We start from the raw sequence: 16,612 nt of genomic DNA, 5'->3' as shown, positions 1-16,612 counted from the left end.
GTGGACGCACCCGACACTCCGGACGCCCGGCCGGCGGCTGGGCAGGACGCTCGGCCGGACCCTGGGTACCCGGTCGCGTGGGAGGCCGACGTCGTGCTGCGCGACGGCACGACCATGCACGTGCGCCCCCTGCGGCCCGACGACGCCGACGCGATCCAGCGCTTCCAGGAGGCGCAGTCCGAGCGGTCCGCGTACTTCCGCTTCTTCGCGCCGGTGCGCCGGCTGACGGACCGCGAGCTGAACCGCCTCACCCACCTCGACCAGCGCGACCGGGTGGCCCTGGTCGCGGTGCGGCCCGGCGCCGACGACGCGGGCCGCCCGCGCGAGGACGTGCTCGGCGTCGCCCGGTACGACAAGGTCACGCCCACGGAGGCGGAGGTGGCCTTCAACATCGCCGACGCGATGCAGGGCAAGGGCCTCGGCTCGGTGCTCCTCGAGCACGTCGCCGCGGCGGCGCGCGAGCGCGGGGTGCGGCGCTTCACCGCGGACGTGCTGCCGCAGAACTCGTCGATGCTCGCCGTCTTCCGCGACGCCGGGTACGCGGTGAGCCAGCACCTCGACGACGGCGTGGTCACGGTGGCCTTCGACCTCGACCCCACGGAGCGCTCCCGCGAGGTGATGGCGGACCGCGAGCACCGCGCGGAGGCGCGCTCGATGCAGGCGCTGCTGTCCGCCCGCCGGGTCCTGCTCGTCGGGCCCGGCCCGGCGGGGCCCGGCGGAGCGACGCCGGAGCACCACCTCGCGCAGCGCGTCGTCGACGCCGCGGCGACCGACCCGGGGGACAGCCGGCTCACGGTGCTCGACGCCCCCGGTCCGGTCCCGGACGCCCCGGGGCTCGCGGTCGCCGCGTCGTGGGACGACGCGCTCGGGGCCGGCGACGAGGCGAGCGACGGGGACGCGCGCGACGACGGCGTCGACCTCGCGCTCCTGGCGGTGCCGCCGGACGCCGCCGTCGACGCGGTGCGGCGCCTGGCCGGTCGCGGCGCGCGCGGCGTCGTCGTGCTGGCCGCCGGGTACGCGGAGACCGGGCCGGACGGCCTGGCCCGGCAGCGCGAGCTGGTGCGCGCCGCGCACGCGGGCGGGATGCGGGTGATCGGCCCCGCGTCGTTCGGCCTGCTCACCACGACGCCGGGCGCGCGGCTGCACGCGAGCCTCGCGGAACGGACGCCCCGGGCCGGCGTGGTCGGCATGTTCTGCCAGTCGGCGCCCGCCGCCGTCACGCTCACCCGGACGCTCGAGCGGCGCGGCCTGGGCGTCTCGGCGCTGCTGTCCGCGGGGCATCGCGCCGACGTGTCGGGCAACGACCTCATGCAGTACTGGCAGGACGACGCGCGCACCGCCGTCGTCTGCCTCTACCTCGAGTCCATCGGCAACCCCCGCAAGTTCTCCCGGATCGCGCGCCGGCTGGCCGGGGTCAAGCCCGTCGTCGTGGTCGTGGCGGGCCGGTCGGGCCAGGTCGTGCCCCCGGGGCACGCCGTGCGCGCCACGCGGGCGCCGCGTCGCCTGCTCGACGAGATGCTGCGGCAGTCCGGCGTGATCCGGGCCGAGAACACCCACCAGCTCATGGACGTCGCGCAGGTGCTCGCGCACCAGCCGCTGCCGACCGGCGGCCGGGTGGGCATCCTCGCGTCGTCCGCCGCGCTCGCGGCCCTCGTGGCCGAGGCCGCGGCCGCCGCGGGCCTCGTCGTCGCGGCGTCCTCCGACTTCCTGCCGCCGGACGCCACCGACGAGCAGATCGCGCAGGTGACCGGTGCGCTCTACGCGCCCGGGGCGTGCGACGTCGTCGTCGCCGTCGACGTGCCCGTCGTCGTGCCGCGCACCGGGGCCGTGGCGCGCGCCGTCGCCGAGGCCGCCGCGCGGACCGGGCGCACCACCGTCGCGTCGATGCTCGGCCTCAGCGGCCTGCCCGACGAGCTCGCGGCCACGGGCCCCGACGGCACGCCCGTGCGGATCCCCGCGTTCTCCACGCCGGAGGACGCGGTGACGGCGCTCGGCAAGGTCGTGACGTACGCGCGCTGGCGCACGGAGGACCGCGGCACCCACGTGCGGCCCGAGGGCATGGACGCGCGGCGGGCGCGCAAGCTCGTCGAGCGCTGGCTCGCCGACGCCGAGGGCGGCGAGGGGCGGGCGCTCACGCAGGACGAGACGGCGGAGCTGCTCGACTGCTACGGCGTGCGGCTCTGGCGCTCGCGGACCGTGCGCACGGCGGACGAGGCCGTCGCGGCGGCCGACGAGCTCGGCTGGCCGGTCGCCCTCAAGACCGCCTCGACGGCGCTGCGCCACCGCACCGACCTGGGCGGGGTGCGCCTGGACATCGCCGACGCGGCCGAGCTGCGTGCCGACGTCGAGCGCATGCGGCAGGTCGCCCTGGACGTCCTGGGGGAGGACGAGCCCGCCATGGAGGTGCAGCCGATGGCACCCGTCGGGGTGCCGTGCGTCATCCGCTCGGGCGAGGACCCGCTGTTCGGCCCGAAGGTGTCGTTCGGCCTCGCGGGCGACGCGACGGACCTCCTCGACGACGTGGCCTACGGCATCCCGCCGCTGACGGACGTCGACGTGGCCGCCATGGTGCGCACGGTGCGCGCGGCGCCGCGGCTGTTCGGGTACGGCGGCGCGCCGGAGGCGGACATCGACGCGCTCGAGGACGTGCTCGCGCGCGTGTCCGTGCTGGCGGACGACCTGCCCGAGCTCGCGTCGCTGGAGCTGTACCCCGTCGTCGTCGGCTCGGTCGGGGTGAGCGTGCTGCACGCCGTCGTCCGGCTGCGGTCGGCGGCGCAGCGCGCGGACGCGCCGCGCCGCGCCCTGCCCGGCTGACGTGCCGGAACGCGGGGACGGCACCGGCTGGGGACGGCGGTGGCCACGGCCGCCGGGGCGGTGGGAGAATGCGCGGGTGCCGCATGCCACCGCCCGCGAGAACCTCCGTACCGAACTGTCCGCCCACGTGCGCCGGGCCGGGTACTACCCGGACCTCGTGGAGGACGTCCTCGACGTCGCGCTCGCCGACGAGGACGTGCTCGCCCACCTCGTCCAGGCCGAGACCACCTTCGACGACGCCGTGCGCCGGCACCTCACCGTGCTGGCCCTCACGCCCACCCGCCTCGTCACCGCGCACGTCGACGACCACGAGGGCGACGCCGCCCACCCGTCGTCAGCCGCCGCGACCACGGAGGCCGTGGCGCTGAGCGAGATCCGGTCGGTCGCCCTCACGCACATCGTCGCCGAGCCGGCGGAGCACCGCCCCGGGGACAGCGCGTCCGAGCTCACGCTCGCCATCGGCTGGGGCGCCGTCTCCCGCGTCGACCTCGAGCCCGTGCAGTGCCCGGACCCGAACTGCGAGGCCGACCACGGACTCACCGGCCAGCTCACGCCCGACGACGTCGTCGTGCGCGTCAGCGGTGCCGCGGAGGGGCGCGACGCCCTGCGCCGCGCGATCGCGTTCTCACGCTCCCTGTCGGCGGCGACCGGGACGGGCGGGCGCGCCGCCCGATGACGGCGACCCTCGCGCTGCCGGACGGCCTCCTCGCCCCCTCCTACGGGACGGGCTCCCTCGCCGCCGTGCTGCCCGCCGTCGCGGGCGCCCTCGGGGCGGACCTCACGACCGCGACCGGGCTGCGGTCGGCGGACTGCCGCGACGCGCTCGGGCTGCCTTCCGGCGTCCGCCGGGCGGTCGTCGTCCTCGTCGACGGCCTGGGCCTGGCCAACCTCGCCGAGCGTGGCGGGCACGCCCCGTTCCTGCGCTCGCTGGCCGCGGACGGCCGGTCGGTGCTGTCGAGCTTCCCCTCGACGACGGCGGCGGCGCTCGCGACGTTCGGCACGGGCACGGCCCCGGGCCGCACCGGGCTCCTGGGCTACACGCAGCGCAACCCCGCCACGGGCGGCCTCGCCACCACCGTGTCCTGGACCGAGCAGTCGGACCCGTACCGGCGTACCAAGCTCTCCGGTCCGATGCGTGCCGAGCCCGAGGACGTGCAGCGCGAGCCGACGGTGCTCGAGACGCTCGTGCGGCGCGGGGTGCGCGTCACCTCGCCCGGGCCCGCGCGGTTCGCGGGCTCCGGGATGACGCGCGCGGCGCTGCGCGGCCCGCGCTACGCGGCCGCCGAGGGGCTCGACGCCCAGGTGGGCACCACGGTGCGCGAGCTGCGCGAGCCCGGCCTCGTGTACCTCTACCACGGTGCCGTTGACAAGGCGGGCCACCAGCACGGTCCGCAGTCGTGGCAGTGGGGCGACGCCCTCGAGGAGACGGACTCCGAGCTGCGCCGCCTGGTGCGCTCCGTCCCGAAGGGCACGCTCGTCGTCGTCACGGCCGACCACGGTCAGGTGACGGCGGACCTGTCCCACCAGCACGACGTCGCCGCCCGGCCGGAGCTCGCGCGCGACGTCGCCCTCCTCGGCGGGGAGCCGCGCGCCGGCCACGTGTACGTCGCTCCCGGCGCCGACCCGCGGGACGTCGCGGACCGCTGGGCCGCGGTGCTCGGGGACGACGCCCTCGTCGTGCTGCGCGACGACGCGGTCGCGGCCGGATGGCTGGGTCCCGTGGCCGACCACGTGCTGCCCGCGGTGGGCGACGTCCTGGTCGCGGCGCGCGGGGCGGCGACGGTCGTCGACTCGCGCCTGCACCCGTCCGGCGCCCGCGAGATGCCGGGCGTGCACGGGTCGCTCACGCCCGCGGAGATGGTCGTGCCGCTGCTGGTCGCGCAGGCGTAGCCCCGGCGGTCGTCGCCCTCGCACGCGGCACGAGCGCGGCACGAGCACGGCACGAGCACGGCACGAGCACGGCACGGAAAGCCGTGGCGCGCCCGCCTCGCGGGTGTCACGATGCCGAGATGGAGCCCCGCGAGCAGGACCCTGCGACCGAGTCCCGTTGGACCCGCGCCACCGTCTACCCCGACATGTGGGTGGACCCGGACGACGACCCGCGCGAGAGCGACGTCGAGCTGGTCGACGAACGGGCGATCCTGCTCGACTCGCTCCGCTCGTACCGGCTCACCGTCGAGATGAAGTGCGCCGACCTGGACGCCGAGCAGCTCGCCCGCCGCTCGGTGCCGCCGTCGACGATGTCGCTGCTCGGACTGGTGCGCCACCTCACGGAGGACGAGCGGCACGTGCGCCGCATCATGACCGGCGAGGACGCGCCGTGGCTGTACCGCAGCGAGACGCACCGCGACGGCGACTGGGACGGCGCGGTGGCCGACCCCGCCGTCGTCGCGGAGGCGTTCCGGAGCTGGCACGAGGAGATGGCCGCCACCGACCGCATGGTCGACGGCTTCGACGACCTCGGCAGCACGAACGCCGGCTTCTCCGACCTGGGCGCGGAGCCGGGCGGCGAGATCTCGCTGCGCGAGCTGCTGCTCGGCCACGTCGAGGAGTACGCGCGGCACTGCGGGCACGCGGACCTGCTGCGGGAGTGCGTGGACGGGCGCGTCGGGCAGTAGGCCGCGGGCGCCGGCCCGGCACGGGGCACGGGTCTGACAGGATCTGCCCATGGCCGAGCTCGTCTTCTTCTCCGGGACCATGGACAGCGGCAAGTCGACGCTGGCGCTGCAGACCGACCACAACCACGCGGCGCGCGGGCGGACCGGTCTGATCTTCACGCGCGACGACCGCGCCGGCACGTCCCGGCTGTCGTCGCGGCTCGGCCTCGAGGTCGACGCCCGCGAGGTCACCGACGACACCGACTTCTGGGACGTCGTGGCCGCCGAGCGGCAGGCCGGTCGGGTCGTGGACTACCTCGTGTGCGACGAGGCGCAGTTCTACTCCCCGGCCCAGGTGGAGCAGCTGGCCCGCCTCGTCGACGAGGTGGAGCTGGACGTCTTCGCGTTCGGCATCACCACCGACTTCCGCACGCGGCTGTTCCCCGGTGCCGCCCGTCTCATCGAGCTCGCCGATCGCGTCGAGGAGCTCCAGGTGCGGTCCCTGTGCTGGTGCGGCGCGCGGGCCACCCACAACGCCCGCACCGTGGGCGGCGTCATGGTCGTCGAGGGCGACCAGGTGGTGGTCGGCGACGTCGCGGGCGCGCCCGACGGCGGCCCGGTGTCCTACGAGGTGCTGTGCCGGCGCCACCACATGCGGCGCATGACGCAGGCCGACGCCCGCCGGCGCGCGTCGGTCACCGACCAGCTCGACCTGGGCGACGGCGCGTAGCGGGACAGGACGGGACAGGACAGGACGGGGCCGGCCGAGGTCAGGACGACGGGCGGCCGCCGCCGAAGACGATCTCGTCCCAGCTCGGCACCTGGGCGCGGCCCTTGCGACCGGGCCGTCGCCCCCCGGCGGACTTGTCGCTCCGCGGTGCCGGCGCGGCCGGCTGCGGCCCGGCGGGCCCCTGCGCGGGCGGCCCGCTCGGTGCGGGCGCGTCGTCGACCACGTCGGACCGTGCGTCCTGCCTGGCGTCCGGGAGGGTGTCCGCAGCCCCGGCCCGGTTGTCCCCGTCGTCGGCCCCGTCGTCGTCGTGGTCGAGCGGCAGCACGCCGGGCATCGGCCGACGCGCCGACGACGGGTGGGTGGAGCGGTCGGGCGTCGTCGGGCGCAGGCCCGCGCGGCGCGACCCGAGGTCGACCACGCTCGCGCCGGCCGGGTCGGCGTGCTCCGGCTCCGGCGCCACGGCGGGCGCGTCGACCGGGGGAGCGCTGACGTGGCCGACGGGGATCGGCTCCGGCGCGGGTGGCACGTCGTCCGCCGCCGTGCGGGCGGGCGTCCTGCGGCGGTCGCCGGGCCGCTGCCCGCGGCGTCCGGCGAGGTCGTCCAGGAGCAGCGCCGTGGTGTCGTCGTCCACGTGCCGGCGGGGCGTGACCGCACGCCCGCCCGTCGACGGCACGCCCAGCACGTCGGGGGAGACCGGGTCGTCCGGCTGGCCGAGCCAGCGCGCCTCGTCGTCGAGCGCCGTCACGACCCGGCCCTTGGGGTCGAAGGTCCAGCGTGCCGACCGGTCGCGGTCGCCGGCGGAGAACCGCACCTCGACCACCCAGGGCGCGGTGCCGTCGCGGCGGGCCGACCAGAGGGCCTCGTCGGTCGTGACGCCGCGGGCGGCCAGCCGGGTGTCGGCGACCTCCCCGAGGGTCGTCGTCTCGTCGTCGCCCGGCAGCCGGTGGGCGCGCACCTGCCCGATGACGTGGTCGCGCTCCGCCGCCACGGGCCACTCGTAGCGCTGCACGTGGTCGACGGGGAGCCCGGACTCGTCGGCCAGCTCCTCGACCGTCGCCCCGGCGCGCAGGCGCGCCTGCAGGTCCCGGGGGCGCAGGGTGGTGGCCGCCTGGGCGCGCAGCGCCTCCGTGCGCGGTCGGTCGCGTCGCACCGCGGCGCGCAGCGCCTCCGTGATGGGCAGCGTGCTCTCGGTGCCGCCGGGGCCGCGCAGGACCAGGCGCTCACCGTCCTCGTGCAGCCTCACGAGCTCGAGCTCGGCCATGCTTCCTCCCTCACAGGTCGCCCTCGGGAACTCCGTCGGGGCGGGTCCGCCTGTTCGAGGGTGCCACCGGCGCGGGGCGGTGCCGCGCAGGCGCGTCGGTGTGCCGTCGATTGGCGCGCCCCGGGCGGGAGGGCCTGGGAGGATGACGTCCCGTGGACGCGTTCACCTCCGGCCCGGTCTCCTACCTGGAGCTCGTCGCCGTCTTCGTCGCGGCGGTCTCGGGAGGGCTCGCCGCCGTGCGCAAACGGTTCGACGCGTTCGGCGTCCTCGTGCTCGCGTGGGTGACCGGGCTCGGGGGCGGGATCCTGCGCGACGTCCTGATCGGCGACACGCCGCCGGTCGGCATCTCGAGCTGGCGGCTCGTGCTGGCCGCGCTCGCCGCGGGCGTCATCATCTTCTTCTTCCACCCGGGGCTGGAGCGGATGCGGCGCTCCATCCTGGTGCTCGACGCCGCCGCGCTGTCGCTGTTCGTGCTCCAGGGCACGACGAAGTCGCTCGACCTCGGTGCGGGCGTGCTCGCCTCCGTGGTGGTCGGGGTCCTCACCGCCGTGGGCGGGGGGATCCTGCGGGACGTCCTCGTGGGCGAGGTGCCGCTCGTCTTCGCCGACCGGCAGCTCTACGCCGTGCCCGCGCTCGTGGGCGCCGGCCTCACCGCGCTGCTCTGGCACGAGGACGTGCTGCAGCTGTGGACCGCGCTCGGGGTGGTGGCCCTCGTCTTCGGGTTCCGCATCGCGTCGCTCGCGCGCGGGTGGACCGTGCCGCACCCGGGCCCCGGCTGGACCGCCCGGTGGGGGCGACGGTCGGGCAAGATGTAGGCCGTGGACGAACGAGCGGCGACCGGGGACCAGACCGACGGACGCGACACCGGCATCGAGATCGGTGTCGACGTCGAGGCGCTGCGGGCGCTGGCCCGCAGCCTCGCGCTCGAGGCCGGAGCCCTGGTGCGCGACGGACGCCCGGAGCGGGTCGAGGTCGCCGCGACCAAGTCCTCCGACGTCGACCCGGTGACGGACATGGACCGGGCGGTCGAGGCGCTGCTGCGGCGCCGGCTCGCCGAGGAGCGGCCGGACGACGCGATCCTCGGCGAGGAGGGCGACGACGTCCCCGGCACCTCCGGGCTCACGTGGGTGCTCGACCCGATCGACGGCACGGTCAACTACCTGTACGGCGTCGCGTCCTACGCGGTCTCGGTGGCGGTCGTGGCCGGGCCCGCCGACCCGGAGCGGTGGACGGCGCTCGCGGGCTGCGTGCACTCGGTGGTCGACGGGCGCACCTGGACGGCGGCGCGCGGCGGTGGGGCCGAGCGCGACGGGCGCGCCCTGCGCGTGAGCCGGCCGGACGCCCTCTCCCGGTCGCTGGTGGGCACGGGCTTCGGCTATGCGCCCGAGCGGCGGGCGCGCCAGGCCGAGGTCCTCGTCGACGTCCTGCCCCGGGTGCGCGACATCCGGCGGATCGGGTCCGCGGCGATCGACCTGTGCCTGCTCGCGGAGGGCGCGCTCGACCTCTACTACGAGCGCGGGCTCAACCCGTGGGACCTGGCGGCCGGCGCTCTCGTGGCCGCAGAGGCCGGGGCCTGGGTCGGCGGGCTGCGCGGGCGGGGCCCGGGCAGCGCCATGACGGTCGCGGGAGCGACCCCGGTCGTGACGGAGCTCGTCCGGTGGCTCGAGCACGCCGACGCCGACCGTCCGGAGGACGTCGCGCGCGGCTGAGGGGCTGACCGGGTTCGGTCGTTCCACGCCCGCGCGCCGGGGTGAAAAACTTCGTCAGCCCGCCGGTCTCGCCGAGGGCGAACACCGCGCCGTGCGGGTGCGTCGGTGCAGGTCAGCGGCCGATCGTCGCGCTGTGACACGAGGAACAGCTCGTGGTGTCGCGCGGCCGCCCGAAATGGTGCACAATCCGTGGGCCGACCGGGAACAAAACCCGGTCACCGAGCATTATCAGCGCGTACCGATCCCGACACCACGGAGCGTGACCACACAGATGGCAACCGACTACGACGCCCCCCGCAAGAACGACGAGGACGTGGAGCAGGACTCGATCCAGGAGCTCCAGGCGCGTCGTTCCGACAAGTCGTCGGGTGTCGTCGACGAGGACGAGACGGAGGCCGCGGAAGGCTTCGAGCTTCCTGGCGCCGACCTGTCCGGCGAGGAGCTCGCGGTCCGCGTCCTGCCCCGCCAGGCCGACGAGTTCACCTGCACGAGCTGTTTCCTCGTCCACCACCGCAGCCAGCTGGCCTACGAGAAGAACGGTCAGATGATCTGCACGGAGTGCGCCGCCTGACCGAAGGTCGGGGCGCCAGCACCACGGACGACACGGGCCGTCACGTCGAGGACGTGACGGCCTTCGTCGTTCCCGGCGCGACGGCGTGCGTCGGGGCTCAGCGCGCGAGCGCGGCGGCCAGCTCCTGCGGCCGCCGGGTCGACAGCAGCCAGTACGGCGTGGGGTCGAGCGGGTCCTCGAGGTCCACGCGCAGGCCGGTGCGTGCCCACGCGCGCAGGCAGACGAACGCGCGGGCGTCGAGCGCCGGACCGAGGGCGGTGCGCATCGCCTCGGCGTCGTCCATCGTGGTCACCTCGCCGAGGAGGTCGAGGGCGATCTGGGCCTTGCCGGCGCGCAGCCGCCCGTCCGCGACCTCGATGACGGGCGCGGTCGCGACGAGGGCCGCGAGGGTCGCGGCCGCAGCGAGCACCCCGACGACCGCCGCGACCGCGTGCGCCAGCGGCCAGAGGGTCACCCCGACGATCACGCCCAGCCCGACGGCGCCGCACCAGGCCGCCGGTCCGGGGGTCAGCCGCTCCCGGAAGGCCGGGCCGGTGACGGTGGGCGGGTGGGCCGCGTGCTCGCTCATGGGCCCATCATCCCAGCACCGCGCCGCGGTTCCGTCCCGGTCCGGACGGCGCGGAGGACGCCGGTGCGCCGCCCGCCGGTCGGCTACGCTTCCCGGGTGCCTGACACCGCCAGCCATGTGAGCACCGAGCCGAGCACCGAGCCGGGCCCAGACCCGAGCACCGTCGACGTCCTCGTCACGCTGCTCGACGACGTGCCCACCCCCGCGTACGCGCACCCGGGCGACGCGGGCGCGGACCTCGTGACCACGGTCGACGTCGAGATCCCTCCGCAGGGCCGGGTCGTCGTGCCCACCGGGGTGGCGATCGCGCTGCCCGAGGGGTACGCGGCGTTCGTGCACCCGCGCTCCGGCCTCGCCGCGAAGCACGGGGTGACCGTGGTGAACGCGCCCGGCACCATCGACGCGGGGTACCGCGGGGAGATCAAGGTGGTGCTCCTCAACACCGACGTCGCCGAGCCGGTGCGGCTGCGCCGCGGCGACCGGGTGGCGCAGCTCGTGGTGCAGCGGGTGGAGCACGCCCGCTTCCTCGTGGCGACGACGCTGCCGGGTTCGCACCGCGGCGAGGGCGGGTTCGGCTCGAGCGGCGGTTTCGCCGGCGGCTGACGACCCCGGGCACGGACCGGAGGCGCGCGCGAACCGGTCTACTGTGGGAGTTGGGTAGGGCTCGTCCGGCCGCCGGGCGAGCAGGACGACGAGAAGGAGATCCTCCGTGGGGCTGTTCCGGCGCAACGCGTCGAAGAAGGGGACCGACGAGGCCCGCGAGCCCGCGACCGCGGAGGCCGCGGCGCCCGCCACCGGCGACGGCACGGGCTCCGGCGACGGCCCCGGCACCGACGAGGGCGCGGCGGAGCGTCCCGAGCGCGGCCCGTTCGACTCGACCCAGGTGACGGGCATGGGGCCCCGCGTGGACCTCGGCGCCGTCTGGCTGCCCGTCCTGCCCGGCCTGGAGCTGCGCATGGAGGTCGACAAGAAGACCCAGAAGGTCACCGGGGTGTCCGCGACCCTCAACGGCTCCGGCCTGCAGGTCCAGGCGTTCGCGGCCCCCCGCACGGCGGGCATCTGGGACGAGGTGCGCGCCGAGATCGGGTCGTCCATCACGCGCCAGGGCGGCACGGTCGACGACGTGCCCGGCACGTTCGGGCGCGAGCTCATCGCGCGCATCCCGGCCACCGGACCCGACGGCAAGCCTGCCGTGCGTCCCGCCCGCTTCGTGGGCGTGGACGGGCCGCGCTGGTTCCTGCGCGGCGTGCTGTCGGGGCGTGCCGCGGTGGACCCCGAGGCCGCGAAGCAGCTCGAGTCCGTGTTCGCGAACGTCGTCGTGGTGCGGGACGGCAACCCCCGCCCGCCGCGCGACCTGCTCACGCTGACGCTGCCCAAGAGTGCGCGCCAGGGCGACGCGCCGGGCGAGGACACCACCGCGGGGCCCGAGGGCGCCGCGCCGCAGACACCGTCGTTCGACCCGCTGACCCGCGGGCCGGAGATCACCGAGATCCGGTGAGCGACCCGGCCGCGAGGCCGGCCCGTCCACCAGCCTGGAGCTGTTGATGTCCCTGCGAACCGCCGTCCGGCACGCGCTGGCCTCGGCCGACGAGGTCGCCGCCGACGAGGAACGCCACGAGGCCGCGGCCCACCGCGGCTGCACGCCGGTCGCCGACCTGGGTGACCGCCGTCGGGCGAGCGCGGCCGGCGTGCTCCGCTCGGTCGTGCTGCGCCCCCGCGAGGGGGTGCCGACCGTGGAGGCCGAGCTGTACGACGGCTCCGGCTCCCTCGACCTCGTGTGGCTCGGGCGCCGGGCCATCGCGGGCATCGACCCGGGCCGCCGCATCCGCGTCGAGGGACTGGTGTGCGACATCGACGGGCGGCGCACGATGTTCAACCCCCGGTACGAGCTGCGCGCGCGGGCCGGCGAGTGAGCGACGGGTACCCCGCGGCGGGGAAGCCGACCGGTCCCACCGACCCGGGTCGCCCCACGGCCCCCACCGCCGACGGACGCGGGGTGCGGGCGGTCACGGGCGAGGAGTTCTCGTTCGGGCAGGCGGTCGGTGGCGTGCGCGGCGTGGTCGAGGCCGTGCTGCCCGGGCTGCTCTTCGTGGTCATCTACGTCGTCGCGTCGATGGGCGGCGACGAGCGCGCCGCCCTGACGTGGGCGCTGGTCGCCTCCGTCGGCGCGGCGCTCGTCGCCGTCGTGGCCCGCCTCGCGCAGCGCACGCCGATCACGCAGGCGCTCGGCGGCCTGCTCGGCATCGGCGTGGGCGTGTTCTGGGCCTGGAGGTCCGGCGAGGCCCAGAACTTCTACGTGTGGGGGCTGTGGACCAACGCCGCGTACCTCGCGGCCATCCTCGTGTCGCTGGCGGTGCGCTGGCCCGTGGTCGGCCTCGTGGTCGAGGCGGTGCGTGGTGGGTTCGCCGACGTCGCCGGCGAGCGCGCCCGCCACGACGACGAGCGGGCCCGGGCCGGGGGCGCCGAGGCCACCACGCCCGGCGCCGACGCCGCGAACCCTCTGGCCGCGCTGGTCGCCTGGCGCAGGGACCCGGAGCTCGTGCGGCGCTACACCCTCGCCACCTGGTTCTGGGCGGGGCTGTTCGCGGTGCGCCTGGCGGTCAAGGTGCCGCTGTACTTCGCCGACAGCGTCGGCTGGCTGGGCACGGCCCACCTGGTGCTGGGCGTCCCGCTGTGGGGCCTGGTCCTCTGGCTCACCTGGGTCGTCGTGCGCGGCGCGCACGCCGGGCGCCCCGCGGCGCAGCCGGCCGGGCCGGCCGCCACGCGGGAGGGCTAGCGGCCGTCCTCGGACCCGTCGAGCTTGTCGTCGGCGCCGTCCGGCACGGCGAGCTCGGGCGCCACGAGCGGGTCGCCCGCCGCGACGGCGGGGACGGCCGGCCCGCCGTGGGCGAGCAGGTGCTGGAGGGACTCCTCGTCGGCCTGGCTGCCCATCACGAGGACCAGCTCGTCGCCGGTCTCGAGCGTGTCGTCCACGGTCGGCGCCAGCGGCTGCGCGCCGCGCACGATGCACGCCAGCACGGTGTCCGTCGGCCAGACGACGGAGCCGACGCGGGCCCCCACGAGCGGCGAGTCGTCCGGCAGGGTCACCTCGACGATGTCCGCGCCGGACTGGTGGAAGGTGAAGATCCGCACCAGGTCCCCGACGGCCACGGCCTCCTCGACCATCGCGGTCATGATCCGCGGGGTCGACACGGCGACGTCGACGCCCCAGGAGCCGTCGAACATCCACTCGTTCTTCGGGTTGTTGACCCGTGCCACGGTGCGGGGCACCCCGAACTCGGTCTTGCACAGCAGCGAGAAGACGAGGTTGGCCTTGTCGTCGCCGGTGGCGCCGACGACGACGTCAGCGCTCGTGACGTCGGCGGCCTCCAGCGAGGACAGCTCGCAGGCGTCGGCGAGGAGCCAGTCGGCCTCGGGCACCTGCGCCACCCGCATCGCGGCGGGGTTCTTGTCGATGAGCACGACGTCGTGGTCGTGCGAGAGGAGCTCCCGGGCGATGGACCGGCCGACCGACCCGGCCCCGGCGACGACGACGCGCATCAGCTCTCCCGCCGCGGCTCGTGGGTGAGGACCCGCTCGACGGCGGCCGCGTCGTCGGCGCGCATGAGGACGTGCAGCACGTCGTTCTCCTGCAGCACGGAGCCGGGCGTCGGCAGGATGCCGTCGGTGTAGCGCGACAGGAAGGCGACGCGCGCGCCGGTGGCCTCCTCGATGCGGTGCACCGTCAGGCCGGCCCAGCCGGGGTGGTAGTCGATCTGCGCGAGGCGCACCTGCCCGGACGGGTCGCGGTACTCGTCGGTGGCGCCGAGCGGGAGCATGCGGCGCAGCACCTGGTCGGCCGTCCAGCGCACGGTCGCGACCGTCGGGATCCCGAGGCGCTGGTAGATCTCCGCGCGCTGGGGGTCGTAGATGCGGGCCACGACGTTCTCGACGCCGTACGTCTCTCGCGCGACCCGCGCGGCGAGCACGTTGGAGTTGTCGCCGTCGGACACGGCGGCGAAGGCGTACGTGTCCTCGATACCGGCCTGGACGAGCGTGTCCCGGTCGAAGCCGACGCCCGTCACCTTCTGCCCGGAGAACCCGGCCGGGAGACGGCGGAACGCGTCGGGGTTCTGGTCGACGACGGCCACGGAGTGGCCGCGGGACTCGATCGTCTGCGCGAGCGTCGAACCGACGCGGCCGCAGCCCATGATCACGAAGTGCACGGGCGAAACGCTATACCTCGCGGGGCCCCTCGACATCGCCACGGACGCCGCGACGGGACGCGCGCGCCCGCGGGGCGTGCCGGGCATAGCATTGCTCGACGTGTCGGACATCGCGGACGCTGCCAAACGGCTCCTCATCGGGCGCCCCGTGCGCAGCGAGAACCTGGGGCACACCCTGCTGCCCAAGCGCATCGCGCTGCCGGTCTTCGCGTCGGACGCGCTGTCGTCGGTCGCGTACGCGCCGGACGAGATCCTCCTGACCCTGGCCGTCGCCGGCATCGCCGCGACGACGATCTCCCCGTGGGTGGGCCTCGGCGTCGTCGTCGTGCTGCTCGTGGTGGTGTCGTCGTACCGCCAGAACGTGCGGGCCTACCCCTCGGGCGGCGGCGACTACGAGGTCGCGACGACGAACCTCGGGCCGTCGGCCGGCATCGGCGTCGCCTCCGCCCTGCTCGTCGACTACGTCCTCACGGTGGCGGTGTCGATCTCCTCGGGGGCGCAGTACGCGGCGTCGGCCCTGCCGTTCCTGCGGGGGCACGAGGCGCTGTTCGCCGTGGTGGTCGTCGTGATCCTCACGGTGATGAACCTCCGGGGCGTGCGCGAGTCGGGCACGGTGTTCGCGATCCCGACCTACTGCTTCATGGCCCTCGTGGGCCTCCTCGCCGTGGTGGGGGCGATCCGGTTCTTCGCCGGCGACCTGCCGCTGGCGGAGAGCGCCGGGTTCGAGATGACGCCCGAGGCGGGCTTCGACCAGGGGCTCACCGGCCTGGCGGGGGCGTTCCTCCTGGCCCGGGCCTTCGCCTCGGGCTGTGCCGCCCTCACCGGTGTGGAGGCGATCAGCAACGGCGTCCCGGCGTTCCGCAAGCCCAAGTCGCGCAACGCGGCCACCACCCTGGCCCTGCTGGGCGGCATCTCGGCCACGATGATGATCTCCATCCTGCTGCTCGCGCAGGCCACGGGCGTGAAGTACGTCGAGGACGCGCACGACCAGCTCACCGTGGGCGGGCAGCCGCTGCCGGAGGACTACAACCAGCACCCCGTGCTCAGCCAGCTCGCGGAGGCCGTGTTCCAGGGGTTCACGCCCGCGTTCGTGGCGATCTCGATCGTCACCGGGCTGATCCTCGTGCTCGCGGCGAACACCGCCTTCAACGGCTTCCCGGTGCTCGGCTCGATCCTCGCCAAGGACGGCTTCCTGCCGCGCCAGCTGCACACGCGCGGCGACCGGCTCGCGTTCTCCAACGGGATCATCACGCTCGCCGTGGCCGCGATCGTGCTCATCGTCGCGTTCGACGCGCAGGTCACCCGCCTCATCCAGCTCTACATCGTGGGCGTGTTCGTGTCGTTCACGCTCTCGCAGCTCGGCATGCTCCGGCACTGGACCCGCGCGCTGCGCAAGGAGCCCGACCCCGCCGAGCGCGCCCGCATGCAGCGCTCCCGGGTCGTCAACGGCGTCGGTTTCGTGATGACGGCCACGGTGCTCGTCATCGTGCTGGCGACGAAGTTCACGCACGGCGCATGGATCACCCTGCTGGCGATGGGCGTGCTCTTCGCGCTCATGAAGGCGATCCGCGCCCACTACGCCCGGGTGCGCACCGAGCTCGAGCTCGACGACGTCGCGGGCGCCCGCGCCCTGCCCAGCCGCGTGCACGCCATCGTGCTGGTCTCGAAGATCCACAAGCCGACCATGCGCGCCGTGGCGTACGCGCGGGCGTCGCGGCCGTCGGTGCTCGAGGCCGTGACCGTCGGCGTCGACGCGGAGGAGATCGCTGACCTGCGCGCGCGGTGGGAGGCGCTGGACCTGCCGGTGCCGCTGCGCGTCCTCGACTCGCCCTTCCGCGAGATCACGCGGCCCGTGCTGAAGTACGTGCGCTCCGTGCGCCGCGACTCGCCCCGCGACCTCGTCGTCGTGTACATCCCCGAGTACGTCGTCGGGCACTGGTGGGAGCAGCTGCTGCACAACCAGTCGGCCCTGCGCCTCAAGGGGCGGCTGCTGTTCACGCCCGGTGTCGTGGTGGCGTCCGTGCCGTGGCAGCTCTCGTCGTCGGCCGGCCAGACCGGCCTCGAGGGCACCTCGCCGCGCGGCCCCCGGTTCTGACGCGGTCCGGACGCGGTCCTCGCCGCGTTCCGACCCGCACCGGGCGCGGGGGAGAATGGTGC

At 75.7% G+C, this 16,612-nt stretch carries 17 protein-coding genes; 13 read left to right on the top strand and 4 right to left on the bottom strand.

Annotation, left to right across the window (positions count from 1 at the left end; genetic code table 11):
• The 5 genes from ACFQ8Y_RS06450 to ACFQ8Y_RS06430 all read left to right on the top strand — a co-directional run bounded on the left by ACFQ8Y_RS06450 (position 1) and on the right by ACFQ8Y_RS06430 (position 6,141).
• Positions 1–2,814 (top strand): GNAT family N-acetyltransferase, encoded by a 2,814-nt coding sequence (locus ACFQ8Y_RS06450; protein ID WP_430584963.1) that lies wholly within the window; start codon positions 1–3, stop codon positions 2,812–2,814.
• A gap of 76 nt (positions 2,815–2,890) precedes the next feature.
• Positions 2,891–3,490 (top strand): DUF5998 family protein, encoded by a 600-nt coding sequence (locus ACFQ8Y_RS06445; protein WP_430584962.1) that lies wholly within the window; start codon positions 2,891–2,893, stop codon positions 3,488–3,490.
• On the top strand, positions 3,487–4,704 hold the full coding sequence (locus ACFQ8Y_RS06440; protein WP_430584961.1) for an alkaline phosphatase family protein: 1,218 nt from the start codon (positions 3,487–3,489) through the stop codon (positions 4,702–4,704). The genes ACFQ8Y_RS06445 and ACFQ8Y_RS06440 overlap by 4 nt, the downstream gene beginning before the upstream one ends.
• A gap of 119 nt (positions 4,705–4,823) precedes the next feature.
• Complete coding sequence (locus tag ACFQ8Y_RS06435) at positions 4,824–5,432, top strand: DinB family protein (RefSeq protein WP_430563712.1); 609 nt, start codon at positions 4,824–4,826, stop codon at positions 5,430–5,432.
• 49 nt (positions 5,433–5,481) lie between these two features.
• Positions 5,482–6,141: a thymidine kinase gene (locus ACFQ8Y_RS06430; RefSeq protein WP_430551092.1), complete on the top strand. Its 660-nt coding sequence runs from the start codon at positions 5,482–5,484 to the stop codon at positions 6,139–6,141.
• A 40-nt stretch (positions 6,142–6,181) separates the two neighbouring features.
• Here the strand turns inward: ACFQ8Y_RS06430 and sepH are convergent, their stop codons facing one another.
• On the bottom strand, positions 6,182–7,402 hold the full coding sequence (gene sepH / locus ACFQ8Y_RS06425) for a septation protein SepH (RefSeq protein ID WP_430584960.1): 1,221 nt from the start codon (positions 7,400–7,402) through the stop codon (positions 6,182–6,184).
• Positions 7,403–7,554: 152 nt separating this feature from the next.
• On the opposite strand from sepH, the gene ACFQ8Y_RS06420 reads away from it, so the two are divergent.
• The 3 genes from ACFQ8Y_RS06420 (at position 7,555) to ACFQ8Y_RS06410 (ending at position 9,682) form a co-directional block, all read left to right on the top strand.
• Entirely contained in the window at positions 7,555–8,217 is a 663-nt protein-coding gene (locus ACFQ8Y_RS06420) for a trimeric intracellular cation channel family protein (RefSeq protein ID WP_430551094.1), read from the top strand.
• Positions 8,218–8,271: 54 nt separating this feature from the next.
• Entirely contained in the window at positions 8,272–9,111 is an 840-nt protein-coding gene (locus tag ACFQ8Y_RS06415) for an inositol monophosphatase family protein (protein ID WP_430551266.1), read from the top strand.
• 271 nt (positions 9,112–9,382) lie between these two features.
• Complete coding sequence (locus ACFQ8Y_RS06410) at positions 9,383–9,682, top strand: DUF4193 domain-containing protein (protein WP_429729811.1); 300 nt, start codon at positions 9,383–9,385, stop codon at positions 9,680–9,682.
• A gap of 97 nt (positions 9,683–9,779) precedes the next feature.
• Here ACFQ8Y_RS06410 and ACFQ8Y_RS06405 read toward each other — a convergent pair whose 3' ends face one another.
• The gene (locus tag ACFQ8Y_RS06405; protein ID WP_430551095.1) at positions 9,780–10,250 is read right to left on the bottom strand and encodes a DUF3093 domain-containing protein; all 471 of its coding nucleotides are present in this window, start codon (positions 10,248–10,250) and stop codon (positions 9,780–9,782) included.
• Between the two features lie 117 nt (positions 10,251–10,367).
• Here ACFQ8Y_RS06405 and dut point away from each other — a divergent pair, with 117 nt between their 5' ends.
• The 4 genes from dut (at position 10,368) to ACFQ8Y_RS06385 (ending at position 13,026) form a co-directional block, all read left to right on the top strand.
• Positions 10,368–10,853 carry a dUTP diphosphatase gene (gene dut, locus ACFQ8Y_RS06400; RefSeq protein ID WP_430551267.1) on the top strand — a complete coding sequence of 162 codons (486 nt, stop codon included), beginning with the start codon at positions 10,368–10,370 and terminating at the stop codon, positions 10,851–10,853.
• Positions 10,854–10,959: 106 nt separating this feature from the next.
• The gene (locus ACFQ8Y_RS06395; RefSeq protein WP_430584959.1) at positions 10,960–11,748 is read left to right on the top strand and encodes a DUF3710 domain-containing protein; all 789 of its coding nucleotides are present in this window, start codon (positions 10,960–10,962) and stop codon (positions 11,746–11,748) included.
• A 46-nt stretch (positions 11,749–11,794) separates the two neighbouring features.
• Entirely contained in the window at positions 11,795–12,163 is a 369-nt protein-coding gene (locus tag ACFQ8Y_RS06390; RefSeq protein ID WP_429729800.1) for an OB-fold nucleic acid binding domain-containing protein, read from the top strand.
• Positions 12,160–13,026: a DUF3159 domain-containing protein gene (locus tag ACFQ8Y_RS06385; protein WP_430584958.1), complete on the top strand. Its 867-nt coding sequence runs from the start codon at positions 12,160–12,162 to the stop codon at positions 13,024–13,026. The genes ACFQ8Y_RS06390 and ACFQ8Y_RS06385 overlap by 4 nt, the downstream gene beginning before the upstream one ends.
• On the opposite strand, the gene ACFQ8Y_RS06380 is transcribed toward ACFQ8Y_RS06385, so the two are convergent.
• A complete protein-coding gene (locus ACFQ8Y_RS06380) occupies positions 13,023–13,790 on the bottom strand; it encodes a potassium channel family protein (protein ID WP_430584957.1) in 768 nt (255 codons plus the stop codon). The two genes, ACFQ8Y_RS06385 and ACFQ8Y_RS06380, sit on opposite strands and share 4 nt — an antisense overlap.
• Entirely contained in the window at positions 13,790–14,440 is a 651-nt protein-coding gene (locus ACFQ8Y_RS06375; RefSeq protein WP_430551268.1) for a potassium channel family protein, read from the bottom strand. The genes ACFQ8Y_RS06380 and ACFQ8Y_RS06375 overlap by 1 nt, the downstream gene beginning before the upstream one ends.
• Before the next feature lie 115 nt (positions 14,441–14,555).
• Between ACFQ8Y_RS06375 and ACFQ8Y_RS06370 the strand changes: the two genes are divergently transcribed.
• Positions 14,556–16,550 carry an APC family permease gene (locus ACFQ8Y_RS06370; RefSeq protein ID WP_430551099.1) on the top strand — a complete coding sequence of 665 codons (1,995 nt, stop codon included), beginning with the start codon at positions 14,556–14,558 and terminating at the stop codon, positions 16,548–16,550.
• The last annotated feature ends 62 nt before the right edge of the window (positions 16,551–16,612 follow it).

Origin of the sequence: Isoptericola sp. NPDC056605, from assembly GCF_042792795.1 — a bacterium.
Lineage (GTDB): Bacteria > Actinomycetota > Actinomycetes > Actinomycetales > Cellulomonadaceae > Isoptericola.
The sequence above is the reverse complement of the archived record's forward strand: the minus strand, read 5'-3'. Positions and strand labels throughout refer to the sequence as shown.